This window comes from Pseudotamlana haliotis (assembly GCF_008806375.1).
GTDB classification, from domain to species: domain Bacteria; phylum Bacteroidota; class Bacteroidia; order Flavobacteriales; family Flavobacteriaceae; genus Pseudotamlana; species Pseudotamlana haliotis.
Map to the genome: position 1 here is coordinate 92,622 of NZ_WAAT01000041.1, position 14,070 is coordinate 106,691.

11 protein-coding genes are annotated in these 14,070 nt (G+C 34.1%); 5 read left to right on the forward strand and 6 right to left on the reverse strand.

Annotated elements, in window-relative coordinates:
• Positions 1-100: 100 nt before the first annotated feature.
• Genes F6U93_RS08005 through F6U93_RS08025 form a run of 5 tightly spaced genes read right to left on the reverse strand, consistent with a single transcriptional unit; the run spans position 101 to position 8,207 of the window.
• The gene (locus F6U93_RS08005) at positions 101-2,221 is read right to left on the reverse strand and encodes a right-handed parallel beta-helix repeat-containing protein (protein WP_150938599.1); all 2,121 of its coding nucleotides are present in this window, start codon (positions 2,219-2,221) and stop codon (positions 101-103) included.
• 58 nt (positions 2,222-2,279) lie between these two features.
• Entirely contained in the window at positions 2,280-3,422 is a 1,143-nt protein-coding gene (locus tag F6U93_RS08010) for an alpha-hydroxy acid oxidase (RefSeq protein ID WP_150938601.1), read from the reverse strand.
• 5 nt (positions 3,423-3,427) lie between these two features.
• Positions 3,428-4,807 (reverse strand): FGGY-family carbohydrate kinase, encoded by a 1,380-nt coding sequence (locus F6U93_RS08015; RefSeq protein WP_225312618.1) that lies wholly within the window; start codon positions 4,805-4,807, stop codon positions 3,428-3,430.
• Between the two features lie 7 nt (positions 4,808-4,814).
• Complete coding sequence (locus tag F6U93_RS08020) at positions 4,815-6,086, reverse strand: TIM barrel protein (protein ID WP_150938603.1); 1,272 nt, start codon at positions 6,084-6,086, stop codon at positions 4,815-4,817.
• A 21-nt stretch (positions 6,087-6,107) separates the two neighbouring features.
• Positions 6,108-8,207, reverse strand: a complete 2,100-nt coding sequence (locus F6U93_RS08025) for a bifunctional aldolase/short-chain dehydrogenase (protein ID WP_150938605.1) — start codon at positions 8,205-8,207, stop codon at positions 6,108-6,110.
• Between the two features lie 840 nt (positions 8,208-9,047).
• On the opposite strand from F6U93_RS08025, the gene F6U93_RS08030 reads away from it, so the two are divergent.
• The 4 genes from F6U93_RS08030 to F6U93_RS08045 all read left to right on the forward strand — a co-directional run bounded on the left by F6U93_RS08030 (position 9,048) and on the right by F6U93_RS08045 (position 11,693).
• A complete protein-coding gene (locus F6U93_RS08030) occupies positions 9,048-9,905 on the forward strand; it encodes a YicC/YloC family endoribonuclease (protein WP_150938607.1) in 858 nt (285 codons plus the stop codon).
• Positions 9,906-9,934: 29 nt separating this feature from the next.
• On the forward strand, positions 9,935-10,507 hold the full coding sequence (gene gmk / locus F6U93_RS08035) for a guanylate kinase (RefSeq protein WP_150938697.1): 573 nt from the start codon (positions 9,935-9,937) through the stop codon (positions 10,505-10,507).
• Between the two features lie 10 nt (positions 10,508-10,517).
• Complete coding sequence (gene nadD, locus F6U93_RS08040) at positions 10,518-11,096, forward strand: nicotinate (nicotinamide) nucleotide adenylyltransferase (protein WP_150938609.1); 579 nt, start codon at positions 10,518-10,520, stop codon at positions 11,094-11,096.
• 198 nt (positions 11,097-11,294) lie between these two features.
• Complete coding sequence (locus tag F6U93_RS08045; RefSeq protein ID WP_150938611.1) at positions 11,295-11,693, forward strand: hypothetical protein; 399 nt, start codon at positions 11,295-11,297, stop codon at positions 11,691-11,693.
• A 244-nt stretch (positions 11,694-11,937) separates the two neighbouring features.
• On the opposite strand, the gene F6U93_RS08050 is transcribed toward F6U93_RS08045, so the two are convergent.
• Positions 11,938-12,867, reverse strand: a complete 930-nt coding sequence (locus F6U93_RS08050) for a nicotinic acid mononucleotide adenyltransferase (RefSeq protein ID WP_150938613.1) — start codon at positions 12,865-12,867, stop codon at positions 11,938-11,940.
• A gap of 132 nt (positions 12,868-12,999) precedes the next feature.
• Between F6U93_RS08050 and F6U93_RS08055 the strand changes: the two genes are divergently transcribed.
• Positions 13,000-14,001 carry an NAD(P)H-dependent glycerol-3-phosphate dehydrogenase gene (locus F6U93_RS08055; RefSeq protein ID WP_150938615.1) on the forward strand — a complete coding sequence of 334 codons (1,002 nt, stop codon included), beginning with the start codon at positions 13,000-13,002 and terminating at the stop codon, positions 13,999-14,001.
• The last annotated feature ends 69 nt before the right edge of the window (positions 14,002-14,070 follow it).

The following is a 14,070-nucleotide window of genomic DNA, read 5'->3' on the forward strand; positions in this document are numbered from 1 at the left end:
CTAAAAAAGAAGCTAAAATTACCTATTACGCATTATTTACTAGTTATTTTAAGAATTTAATAAAATTACACGTAAAAAACAGCCTTAATAACAATATCAATTACCAAACAAAAAGCATTTGCTTGGCATTTTTATCACCCATATTATATTCTAAAATATACTTACCAATGGGTAGGTTTAAATTATCAGTACGAAAAACATGGTTGGTCAAAATTGAAGGCATCACTTCTTGTTTAAACACGACTTCTCCAGAAAAATTCAAGAGTTTCATATCAACTTTTATATTTTCCTCAAACCCTAAAAAGTAAAAAATTACATCTCCTGCTTGCATTGGACTTGAAGCTGCAACAATCAAATTTTTTACTGAAGGTTTAATTTGTGTTGTTCCTTTATTCAATTCAGGATACCCAACAGTAAGTTCTAACATAGGAACACGTTCTTTTTCTTCGCTATTTGCACTTACAATATTCCATCTATTAAAATCGGATACATCTTTAACGTTAGGATTTAGTCTTAAAAACAAATACTGCTCAGGTTGGTTATTTGACTCTATTAAGGTATTTATATAATTCTTTAAAGCATTTTGACCTATAGTCGAAGTTTGGACTCCTCCTCCGTAAGTATCTGTATTAATGTAGTTATTTTGTATAGGTCTGGCAGCGATATCTTGACCAAATGTTCCTTGGTAAAACATATCATCGGTTACCCAAAAATTTGATTTTGAAGGTAACCCATATAAATCCACACCTCCTTCTGGAGTATTATCAATTTTAAGAAGATCGATTTTAAAATTAGCTGAAATAATGGCCTTTCCACCTGGAATTAATGGCAGCTTAAAAGGAAATACACCAGCGCCATCAATTTTTTCAGCGACTCCCCCTATTCGAATTTGGGCCTGTCCATCCCAATCTCCTTTTCCTTTAGAATGTATTTGCCTATCTGAAGGCTGGGTAGGCACACTAATAACGCTATTAGACTCATCAATTTTAGTATATTCGAAAGCCCCAACATTTACAAAATTCCCCATTGTACGATAATTAAGGCTTATATCTTGCTTTGGAGCCAAATCTAAAATACCTTTATTTAAAGCCATAGAATTTTCACCTAAGGAAAAGTCAAACTTAGCCCAATTTTTAAAACATAAATCGTAATCATGTACAGAAACAGGAAGTGTAAGATTATGATCGGCTATTCCTTTAATACTTTGAAACAACACATCGTTAGACAAATTATTTCTAATAATAATATTTGATGAATTTTGCTCCCCTAGAACTTGAATAGCCGCTGCAGTATTAATGTTTGCAGCATTTTTGAAACTCAAACCAAAATAAGGATTGACTACAGTATTATTTACAATCTTCACTTGATTTATACGCCCCTTTATCGAGATGCCTTTATCACTATTTGTAACGACTAAATTATTTTCAATAATACTTTCTGAGATGGTTATATTGCCACCGTAAATACCATAAAGTAAACCAATTTGAGTGCGATCTGGTTTAACGAAGTTAATGATACTATTCCCTCTAACTATATTCCCTTTAGTTTCGTTATCTTGAAAACGAATACCGCAGCTACTTAGATTTTCTTCTGCAATACATTCTTTAAGGAGGTTATATTCTAAAACATTATAATTTCCAGAAATTTCAATAGCGTTACTTTTAAAAAATTGAATTCGGTTATTTCGAATTTGATTTTTATCACCTTCAACACCTATGCCGCTTTTATAATTTAAAATAACATTACTTTCTACTCTACATTGTGTGCCTTTTACCTGAATCGCACTATCATGATTTTGACCTTCGAAACGATTCTCTAACAATCTTATCCTACTGCTATTTTGATGTATAAACACCGCATTAGGCTTAGTTTTACCTTCAAATAAAAGGTTGGAGAATATCCATCTTGAAGCTGGGTTTACATCGGTTCCAAAAACAATAGAACTAATAATAGGCTTTTCGTCTTCAAACTTTTTAACAGTGATATATTTTTCATTTTCACCAATCACGGTTACATGACCATGATTTCCAGAACGTAAAAAAATAACGTCTCCAGGCTTAAATGTTCTTACGTTTTCAAAAACAGTTTCAAGTGCCCCCCAAGGGTGTTCTTTACTACCATCATTACTTTTTTTCCCATGTACGGGATCGCAATAAAAATCGGTTGCGTTTACGGTTAAAAACGGCAAAAAACAAAGTAATAAAGTTATATACGTTTTCATGATGGTTATGTTTTTATTATTGAAATAATCTAATTATAACACCCAAATTATACTTTATTTACTTAATTAGGTGCTTAGGAAGGTCCTGTACAGATTCGCAATTTAGCTGATCCATTACCTGTTTTAATTCCGTTTTTAACAAAGAAATTGTGTGGTCACCTCCTGTTTTTCCCAAAGCAGATACACCATACATAAATGACCGACCCAAAAAAGAAAAATTTGCCCCAGAAGCTAAGCTTCTAGCAATATCAGATCCAGACCGAATACCACTATCCATCATCACTTCAATTTTATCGCCATATTTTTCGGCTATTCTACTTAGGGGCTTAATAGTAGATTGTCCAGCATCTAATTGACGACCACCATGATTAGACACAATTATACCGTCTAACCCTAATCGAATTGCTTCTTGTGCATCGTACTCTGAAGCGACACCTTTTAACACTAATTTCCCTTTCCACATATCTCTAATGGGTTTAATTTTTTCTTCATTTAAACGCCCACTAAAAGTTTGATCCATAAATTTCCCTAATTGCCTAAGATCCATTCCTTTTGGCATATATGGTTTTAATGTTTCAAAATTTGGTTGCCCGTGTTTTAAAGTTTCATATGTCCAATGCGGCTTACCTAATACAGATAAAATATTTTTTATCGACATTTTTGGAGGCATAGCCAGACCATTTCTAATATCACGAGGTCTAAAACCAAAGGTAGGCACATCACATAAAATAACAAGAACAGGACATTCTGCCGCTTCTGCTCTTTTAATAATGTCGTTTCGTAACCTATCTTCTGTTGGATGGTACAACTGAAACCAGGCCTTTCCTTGGGTAAGTTCACTTGCACGTTCTATACTCATGGTAGTTACCGTACTTAAAATAAATGGAATGTTATGATCAAAGGCGGCTTTTGCTAAAATCTCAGGGGAATTAGGCCACATTAAGCCCTGCAAACCCACTGGTGCAATTCCGAAAGGAGCATCATATTCAACCCCAAACAAGTTCGTTTTTAAAGAAGCATTTTTATGACTTTTTAAATAATTTGGTTCCAACTGAACGTCGCGAAGCTCAGAAGTATTTCGATATAAATTAACATCTTCATTACAACCGCCATCCAAATATTCAAAAGCAAACTTAGGAATCTTTTTTTTAGACTTTTGTCTTAAGTCTGCCACAGAAGGGTATTTTGAGTTTAAAACCATAATTCTTAATTTAAATTAAAAGGTATATGCTTTTTTAGGGCATATTTTTTAGACAAAAATTTGGGACCTAATGTTTGACCTGTTAAAACAATACACGCCCCTAATGCTGAGCCAAAGGAGGATTTTGTAGACTTTACCTTTAAATCCTTAAAATGATGAGTCAATAGATTTATAAAAACATCATTATCACTAAAACCTCCATCAACAAACAATTGTTTAATTTTTGGACTATGCCCCTTAGCCACTTTTATATTTTCAACTTGCAGCTTAACAAGTTCTATCATTAATTGGTGGTAGGCCTCTGTAAAACCAACATGTTTAATGGTTGTTTTTTTAGGCATATTAGAATCCAATAAATACTTCCAACTAAAACAGTTTGTTTGGTCTGCTGATAATTTTTGAAAGATCTCAGCATTAAACTTCACGGTTTTATGAAACGTTTCGGGTACATTAAAAAAGTGACTTAGTTGACCTATTTGAAATTTGTATTCTTTGCCCAACAAAAATTTTGCCGATTTCACAAAATCTCCATTAGTCTTCATGTAGTTAACCGTTTGATTTTTAATATCTTCTTCGGTTAAAACAGACATTAAATAGGGGTTCATAGACACACTCCAAGTGCCTGTAGAAACCAATATAAACGGCTTTTTAGAACTTTTTATGTACGGAATTAAAGCCGATGAACTATCATGAACTCCTACCCCTACTTTAATTAAATTCTCTTTAAACCGAATACTAATAGCGGTTTCGGCAGTAACTATTGGTGGTAATAATTTATCAATCCTTTCTTTAATTACCCAACTGTGATAATTTTGATTTTCAAAATCCCAGAGCGCAGTATGACAACCAATACTTGTATATTCACTAACAGGAACCTGAGTAAACAAGTAGCTCAAATACTGCGGAAGATGTAAGGTATATTTTATTTTACCAAATACAGTTGGTTGCGTATACTTTAACCAGTATAACTGCATGCCAGAATTTAGCATTCCAGATTGTGCTGCGCAAGTTTCTACAGAAACATCACCATGAGTGTTTTCAAATTTATCAATTATATCTTTTGGAATAGGTTTTAAATAATTGTAAAGTGGCGTTAATGGTTTTCCATTTTTATCCAAATGCACTAAACTGGCTCCATAAGTGGAAAAATTCAATCCTCTTATAACATATTTATTAGATTCCAAGCACTTTTCAAACACAGACCGTATCCATTTTTCAAGTGCTTCTAGGTTTTCTGTAGGAAAACCGTCCTGATCAACAGTTTCTTCTAATCTTATGTATTCTTTATGAACCACACTAAAATTAGAATCAAAAAGAAAAAATTTCTTATTGGTTTTTCCTATATCAAATACCGCCGTTACGTCTTGTTTGATTAATGTCTCCATAATTCAACTATAAACCTGTAGCGCTAGAGTTCATTCCTCTTTCCTTAATAAGTTGGTTTCTAACATCTAATTTTCTATAAGCCAAAATAGGATCAATAGCTCCACCATTTCTTCTTCTAGCCTCTGCTAAAATGGTTTTAACATCTGTATTAAAAGCATCTTGTAAAATACGTTGAGCTGAAGCAACATCATTTTTTAATTGAGCGCTTTCCAAGGCTTTTTGATCTATTAATAAAGCCTTTGCATAAGCGGTTTCAATAGCTTCTATAGACTGAATTAAATCTTCTAATGGATCTTTTAAATTATGACTAGCATCAATCATCCATGCTGGAATTGGGTTATTCGCTGGGTTATTTTGCATCCCGAAAACCAACTCATTAAATATTAAAAATAATTGATAAGGTTTAATAACACCAACACTCAAATCATCATCACCATATTTACTATCATTAAAATGAAAACCGCCTAACATACCTCTAGTCATTAGGGTGGCTACAATATGTTCAATATTCGTGTTTGGTAAATGATGTCCTAAATCTACAAGCGTATAAGCTTGTTCCCCTAAATCTTTAGCCAACATATGGGAAGTTCCCCAATCTTGAATGACCATAGAGTAAAAATTAGGTTCGTAAGGTTTATATTCAATAAACAGCTTCCAATCTGATGGTAAATGCGCATAAATTTCCTTTAGACTCGATAAAGTATTTTCAAACGCGCGTCTAAAATTTAATTGGCCTGGAAAATTAGAGCCGTCGGCCAACCAGACTGTTAATGACTTTGAGCCTAGTGCCACGCCATAATCGATAACTTCCTTATTATGGGCAACAGCTTGATCTCGCACACTTTTATCGGTATGACATAAGGACCCGAACTTATAACTATACTCTTGATCTTCTTGATCCTGAAATGTATTCGAATTCATGGCATCAAACTGAATTCCCAGTTTTTCTGCAGTTGCCTTAATGCCTTCTGGATCTTTAGGAATATCCCAAGGAATATGTAGCGAAATGGCATTAGCCGATTTGGTTAAGGTATTTATAACGGCTATATCTTCTATTTTTTGTTCTAAAGTACTAGGTTCACCTCCAAAACCGAACTTTCCAAACCGTGTGCCTCCAGCACCTAAAGCCCAACTTGGAATAGCGATGTTATAATTTGCAATGACATCAATAATCTGTTCTAAGTTTTGATGCTTTTTAGACAATAATTTAAGGTTCTCCTCATGATCTAAAAGTAAGCCACTATTTAAATCATTTATTGCGGTATTTTTTATCTGCATACTTCTAGGTATTAGAGTTGATTATCTTACAAAGGCATTCGCCATTCCGCCATCAACATTAATAATATTACCAGTACTTTTATTTAAAATAGCAACTAAAGAAAATACGCCATTAGCAATGTCAGCCGGGTAAATAATTTCATTTAATAAGTTTCGTTTTGCGTAATGCGCAGGTAATTCTTCTACTGAAATACCATAAGCTTTTGCTCGGCCCTCAGCCCATTCACCTTCCCAGATTTTACTACCAACAATAACTCCATCTGGGTTAACTACATTTACTCTAACATGATCTGCACCTAATTCTGCAGCAAGTAATCTGGACATGTGTTGTTGAGCAGCTTTAGCCGTTCCATACCCCACGTTATTGGGTCCAGAAACTAAACCATTTTTACTAGCAATACTTACAAAATCACCGCCAAAATTTTGCTTTCTATAAATCTTAACCGCTTCTTTTGCTAATACAAATTGCCCTTTTACCAATACATCTTGTAAAAGATCCCAATCCTGCTCCGTAGTTTCTTCTATTGGTTTTGATATTGCCAAACCAGCACTATGCACAACTATATCTACACCTCCAAAAGCTAGGCAGGCTTGCTTATATAAGTTATCAATAGAATTATAATTAGTAACATCTCCTGGAACCGCAATAGCAGTATCGTTTTTATACATTGCTAAAGCTTCCTCTAATCGTTCTTCTGATAAATCTGCTAACACCACATTAGCGCCTTCTTCTGCGAGTTTATCTGCAATTGCTTTACCAATTCCACCACCAGCACCAGTGACCAATGCTACTTTTCTAGATAAAGGTTGTTCCTTAGGCATACGTTGTAGCTTGGCCTCTTCTAATAACCAATATTCAATATCAAAAGCTTCCTGACGTGGTAATGATGTATATTTTGAAATGGCTTCGGCACCACGCATAACATTAATGGCATTAATATAAAATTCACTTGCCACACGTGCCGTTTGCTTGTTTTTTGCAAAACTAAACATACCAAGACCTGGATATAAAATAATAACTGGGTTGGCATCCCTAATATCTGGACTTGTTTCATCCTTGCAGGTTTCATAATATTTAGCGTATTCATCTCGATAAGCTTCAAAAGCTGGCTCGATTTTTTTTAGAATTTGGTCTGTATTTTCCAAATCTTCTGTTACACTTAAATTAAGCACTAGCGGCTGAATCTTGGTTCTTAAAAAATGATCTGGACAAGAGGTTCCCATTGGGGCTAATCGCTCTAGATCTTTACTATTAATAAATTCTAATACTTTTTCATCATCTGTAAAATGACCTATCATTCTATTCTCTGAAGAACATAAACCTCTAAGTAGCGGAGCTAAAATTGATGCTTTCTCTAAACGGTCATCCTTTGGTAAACTTTCAATTACTGATCCACCAAATACAGTCCCATTTTCTGCAATTTTATTTTCAATATAAGCAGAAGCTTTTTCAATCACCTCTAAACTATTGATATAACATTCATATGAAGTATCTCCCCATGTAAACAAACCATGGCTACCTAAAACAATACCTCGAATACCTGGATTATCTTTTAAACATGTTTCTAGCATCAATCCCAGTTCAAAACCAGGTTTTTTCCAAGGCACCCATCCCATGGTGTCACCCCAAATTTCTTTTGTTATTTTTTCACTGTCTTCTGCAGCAGCAACAGCAATAAGAGCATCTGGATGTAAGTGATCAATGTGCTTAAAAGGTAATAATCCATGTAAAGGCGTGTCAATTGAAGGCGCTTTACTATCTAAATCATAAATACAGTGATTAAAGAGTGCTACCATTTCATCTTCATAATCAACGCCGCGATACACCTTTTTTAAATCTCTCAAACGTTCTGTATACAAGCCTGCAATCCCGCTTCTCGTTAAAGTACCTATGTCACCTCCAGATCCTTTAACCCACATAACTTCAACTTCCTTATCTGTTAACGGGTCTTTTTCAATGGTTTTACAACTGGTATTTCCTCCTCCATAATTGGTAATTCTTAGGTCTTGACCAAGAATGTTAGACCTATATAAAAATAGCGCTACTTCGTCATTTTTTATATTTTCTACTTTGGATTCTTCCCAAAGATAATCTACATACTTATAGTTCGTGTTAGGCATTAGTCTGGTTGTTTTTATATGTTATTTTGAGTTTTAATTTTTTGATGAATTTCCCTAAAAAAGATCTAGTTTTATGAGGTGAAAATTACCTTCATCAATTTCAAATGTACATAATTAGCCTTCTAAACCATATAGAAACTACGCTCTTAGGGCTATAAAAGTCAAATAAAACATGTGATTAAGCAGAAAGTATAAAAATACAAATACACGACTTTACCCATTTTAAAAGATGTTCGTTTTTTAAATATTACTAATTTAAGAGTGGTTGTTTTTTGGCTATGCGACAACAGATGATTAAGGTTTTCTGCCTAGTAGAAAAATATTACTTACTATGATCTCAATCACGTATGGTTTACCTACAGCTATGTATAAAAACTAGATGTTAATTTGCCTGATAAAGCCGCTTCATAACCTTTTCCTACTTCTCAATAGTTTTGACGTGTTTCTTTCCTGAATAATGAAAAGAGATAACATAATGAAAGTCAAAAATGGGGATGGTCCAGGACTTTTTTTAATGAATCGCTTTTCGCGAAATGCAAGTGAATGTGCAGAGTGTGATAAACCAGTAATAACTAATAAATAAGTCATATCACCCATGTTTGAAAATTTTAGCCGAACTGTAGACTTCCTCCCTTTTTAGAACATCTTAAATCTCGCAATTAATTGTCCAACTTTTTGTTACAAGTCAAAAACAAAAAACATGGCTGTTTTCAATACAAACCAGCTCACTTTTTAAAACAATTTTGATACTGAATATTTAACGTATTCACTTTAAGCTTCATATTCTATTTCTTATACCTTAGGTTTTAATTATCTTTGCGTAACTTAATACGTTAGTATATGATTTATTCCATGACAGGTTACGGAAAATCTGTTTTACAACTACCCACTAAAAAAGTCACCATTGAACTTAAATCTTTAAACAGTAAAAATTTAGATTTAAATGCGAGAATGCCTTCTATTTACCGAGAAAAAGAATTAGCCATTAGAAAAGTCTTGGCTGATAAACTCATTCGCGGTAAGGTAGATTTTTCAATTTACGTTGAAGCTACTGCTGAAGACACCTCAACACAAATTAACACCCCTGTTGTAAAACAATACATGGAGCAACTCAGACAAGTTGTATCTGGTGATGAAGTTGAACTGTTAAAAATGGCGGTTCGTTTTCCTGATGCTTTAAATACCGTTAGAGAAGAAATCGATCAAGATGAATGGCAAACCATAGAAGACGCTATTATTACAGCCGTTAACGATTTAAACGATTACCGTCTAAACGAAGGTAAAGTATTAGAGGAAGACTTTAATGCCCGCATTACGAGTATCGGAAATATTCTAGAGCAAGTCATTGCTATGGATCCAGAACGTATTGAAGCTGTTCGTGAACGTTTGCTAAAAGGTATTGAAGAACTAAGAGAGAAATACGATGAAAACCGTTTTGAACAAGAATTGGTGTATTACATAGAAAAATTTGATATTACTGAAGAAAAAGTGCGTTTAAAAAACCACCTCAACTATTTCACTGAAAGCATCAACTCTACAGATTCTAACGGAAAAAAATTAGGGTTTATCAGTCAAGAAATGGGTAGAGAGATTAACACGATTGGTTCTAAAAGTAACTATGCCCCAATGCAACAGTTGGTCGTTCAAATGAAAGACGAATTAGAAAAAATAAAAGAGCAGTTATTAAACGTCTTATAAATTATTAAAGTTTGGCAGAAGAAAAGCAAATAACAAAAGGTAAACTTATCGTATTTTCAGCCCCTTCAGGGTCTGGAAAAACAACTATAGTAAGACACTTACTTCAGCAAGAAGAATTAAATTTAGAGTTTTCAATTTCAGCAACATCACGAGAAAAACGCGGTACTGAAGTTCACGGTAAAGATTATTATTTTTTATCGGCCGATGATTTTAAAAACCATATTAAAAACGATGATTTTTTAGAATGGGAAGAAGTCTATCGTGATAATTTTTACGGTACCTTAAAAGCAGAAGTTGAGCGTATTTGGGCCAAAGGAAAAAATGTCATTTTTGATATTGATGTTTCTGGAGGACTAAGAATTAAACGTAAATTCCCAGAAGAAACTCTAGCTATTTTTGTAAAACCACCAAGTGTTGACGAACTAAAAATTCGTTTAAAGAAGCGTAAAACTGAAACGGAAGACAAAATAAACATGCGTGTAGCTAAAGCATCTGCCGAGCTCGCTACAGCACCTTTATTTGATACCATTATCATAAATGACACTCTGGAACACGCTTTGGAAGAAGCCCATGAAAAAATCAATGATTTTATAAACTCCTAATCGCTTTTTAATGAAAATCGGACTTTATTTTGGTTCCTTCAACCCGATACACGTTGGTCACTTAATTATTGCCAACCATATTGTAGAATACAGCAATCTGGATAAAATTTGGTTTGTAGTGACTCCACACAACCCCTTTAAAGAGAAAAAAACACTTTTAAATAATTACGACCGTTTAGAGATGGTTCACCTGGCTACTCACGATTACGAGAAGTTAGAACCCTGTGATATCGAATTTAACTTACCTCAGCCCAATTACACGGTTGACACCTTAATCTATTTACAAGAAAAATATCCTGCCAATACATTTTCTTTAATTATGGGTGAAGACAACCTGAAAAGTTTTCACAAATGGAAAAATCATGAGGTCATTCTAGAAAATTACTTTGTGTATGTTTATCCTAGAATTTCGGAAAACAAAATAGAAACACGCTTCGATGGTCATAAAAAAATCATTCATATTGACGCCCCTATCATGCAACTTTCTTCTTCATTTATAAGAAAATCTATTGCAGCAGGAAAAAACATTGAACCCATGCTACCAGCACACGTTTGGAAATACATGGATGAGATGAATTTTTACAGATAACATGATTTTAACATTAAATAGCTATAAAATTCAAAATATTATATTTTTTTTAGAGATAAACCCTATAAAAACACGCGATTTTATATCGACTTAACATTACGGTAACTTCCAAGTCACAATAAGAATATACTTTTATTTTTCCAAATATTCAGCTAGACTAACACTTCAAAACTGAACATTGAAAAATAAAATCGCCTAATGAACATTGAAAACACCGAAGACTTTTTAAAAAAGTTTGACTATAAATACGAACGAAAGCAACAGTCTATTACAGTTATCATGGACTATCGTCATCATGTGTTTATCGACTTTAAAAACCCAAATAAAATAGTCATTACAGATCAACTGTTAACAGGGAATTTTATAACGGGCATGCTTAAAATGAGCATTAGAAAAGCCATTCTACTTAACATCTTCTGTAATATTTTGTTAAGTTCAATTATTGCTCAATTCGATTTAAAATTTGGTATTGGCTTATTTATAACCTTAAGTGCTTGGTGCATTTATTGGTCAATCATGCACATTTCAAAATATGATAAACTAAGATACATTCTTACCAATTGGAGCAAGCGTGCCGTGTATTCAATTGAGTCTTAAAAATGATCCGTTTATAAAAATAGGGTAATCAAACTGCTCGACTTGAATTAAAAACGTTTCAAGACCCTGAATAAATACCTCTAGAGACGGTGTTCGAGCGGAGTCGAGAACTTTTTTGTATAAACATAACATTTAGTAACACACATTAAAATCACCTAGCTCAATAAAAGTAATCACAAAAAAGAAACCGCCTAGAGCTATGGACTCTAAACGGTTTCTAACTAAATAACCAACCAAAAAACTTTTATATACGCCGTGAACTTTGTCGCGGATTTTCTTTTCTTTCTTTTTTAAACTTACGTTTTTTCTCTATTAATTCCTTTGTATCGTCCTTACCATTGGCAGCCTTGACATATTGAATATAGCCACGGCCGGCAAATTCATAAGTTGTACCAGACGATGGCTGAAACAACGCTATGGTTTCATCATCAATAACGCTCAATTCAAAATATTCATTGCCGTAGATATCATAATCTAATGTTAAAGTTTTTAAATAGAAATTATTAGGAACGTCACGAACACCATAATCACCAATATAATCCCATTGAATATAGCTTGGGTTTGAGCCCACTTGATCTTGTGAACTACGAAAAGTTGTGTCATTTCCACCAGCTATAAACTGTAAATAATTTTCATCGTCAAACGGATTCACTTGACCAGCAGCACTGGTGTATATTTTCTCCCAAGCTGTATAATCTTGTAAAAAGTAGTGGATGTTATCATAAAACACCATATCATAATCAAAATTTGAACGCTGATAACCGTCCAAAAAATAAGACGTATCATTATAAGGGTTATAAAGCTCTATGCGGTTGCTTGATATTTGGTACACTTCAAAAGTAGAAAAACCATCAACATCATGATCAACATCTAAAACCATATCATAAGCATCATAAACACCTACATCCACACCAAAACCATTACCGGTTTCACCAATTCCAGCAATATTATTGTTTGCATAAAGCAATCTATTTACAAACGAAACGGTAAAAGCCTTTTGCAACCATGGTGTTTCACCATAACCTATAGTGGCATTAATATCGACATACCATAACTCATAAGAACCCAATAATTGATTTAAAGACACACGAGGTTCTTCAACATAAACAGCCTCACAAGAGGTAAATAGGGCGGTACTAAATACCACGACTAAAAGGAGTTTTATTGCTTTCATATATTTACAAGTTAATGATTTCTATGAAAGCAATTTCAAAACACGTGCCAAAAAAACAATTGCTTAATAGTGAAAGCCCCATTATTAAGCATTTTTTTATGTACTTTTGACCTAGAAATTGATATCATTTTCATGGATAAACCATTAAAATACGCCGTTTTCGGAGCAGGGAGCTGGGCTACTGCCATTGTAAAAATGCTTTCTGAAAATTTAGATGAAATTGGTTGGTACATGCGTAGTGTTTACACCAAAGAGCACTTACTACGCGAACAGCACAACCCCAATTACTTAAGTTCGGTGGAGTTTCACCTAGACCAACTTAAACTGAGTAACGACATCAATGAAGTTGCAGACTATGCTGATGTGCTTATTTTCGTCATCCCTTCGGCTTTTATATACAGTGAACTCGAAAAACTCAACATAGACATCTCTAACAAAACCATAGTCTCTGCCATCAAGGGTATCGTACCCGAAACAGAGCTATTAGTTGGCGAACATTTTCATGATGTTTACAAGGTACCTTATGAGAATATTGCTGTCATAGCTGGACCTTGCCATGCTGAAGAGGTCGCTCTAGAACGTTTATCTTATTTAACTATTTCTTGTGCTGATCAACAAAAGGCCTCACATATTGCCCATAGTTTAAGTAGCGATTACATCAAAACAACAATAAGTGATGATGTTATTGGTATTGAATATGCCGTTATGCTTAAAAACATTTACGCCATTGCCGCAGGTATCGCTCATGGTTTAGGTTATGGTGATAACTTCCAGAGTGTGCTTATGAGTAATGCCGCTCGCGAAATGAAGCGCTTCATTAAGAAAGTTCATAAAATGAAACGTAACATCAACAACTCTGCTTATCTGGGTGATTTATTGGTGACGGGGTATTCGGTATTTTCACGTAACCGCATGTTCGGAAACATGATAGGAAAAGGCTATACCGTTAAATCGGCGCAAATGGAAATGAACATGGTTGCCGAAGGTTATTATGCCACAAAAAGTGCGCATGAACTCAACCTTAAAAACGCCAAGAAAACACAGATGCCTATTATAAACGCCGTTTATGAGGTGTTGTACGAAAACAAAAATCCAAAAAAAGTATTTAAAAAGTTAACAGAGAAGTTAGATTAGGCGTTGTTTGAAGTTTTGGGCGTTACCTAAAGGTCGGGCTTTCCGCTATATCTTTTTTTTGTGCCTCAA

Excerpts from the sequence above, each read along its gene's own strand:
- F6U93_RS08030 (WP_150938607.1), top strand. The coding sequence starts at position 9,048 with ATGATTTATTCCATGACAGGTTACGGAAAATCTGTTTTACAACTACCC.
- F6U93_RS08050 (WP_150938613.1), bottom strand. The coding sequence starts at position 12,867 with ATGAAAGCAATAAAACTCCTTTTAGTCGTGGTATTTAGTACCGCCCTA.
- F6U93_RS08020 (WP_150938603.1), bottom strand. The coding sequence starts at position 6,086 with ATGCAGATAAAAAATACCGCAATAAATGATTTAAATAGTGGCTTACTT.
- F6U93_RS08015 (WP_225312618.1), bottom strand. The coding sequence starts at position 4,807 with ATGGAGACATTAATCAAACAAGACGTAACGGCGGTATTTGATATAGGA.
- nadD (WP_150938609.1), top strand. The coding sequence starts at position 10,518 with ATGAAAATCGGACTTTATTTTGGTTCCTTCAACCCGATACACGTTGGT.
- F6U93_RS08025 (WP_150938605.1), bottom strand. The coding sequence starts at position 8,207 with ATGCCTAACACGAACTATAAGTATGTAGATTATCTTTGGGAAGAATCC.
- F6U93_RS08045 (WP_150938611.1), top strand. The coding sequence starts at position 11,295 with ATGAACATTGAAAACACCGAAGACTTTTTAAAAAAGTTTGACTATAAA.
- F6U93_RS08055 (WP_150938615.1), top strand. The coding sequence starts at position 13,000 with ATGGATAAACCATTAAAATACGCCGTTTTCGGAGCAGGGAGCTGGGCT.
- F6U93_RS08005 (WP_150938599.1), bottom strand. The coding sequence starts at position 2,221 with ATGAAAACGTATATAACTTTATTACTTTGTTTTTTGCCGTTTTTAACC.
- F6U93_RS08010 (WP_150938601.1), bottom strand. The coding sequence starts at position 3,422 with ATGGTTTTAAACTCAAAATACCCTTCTGTGGCAGACTTAAGACAAAAG.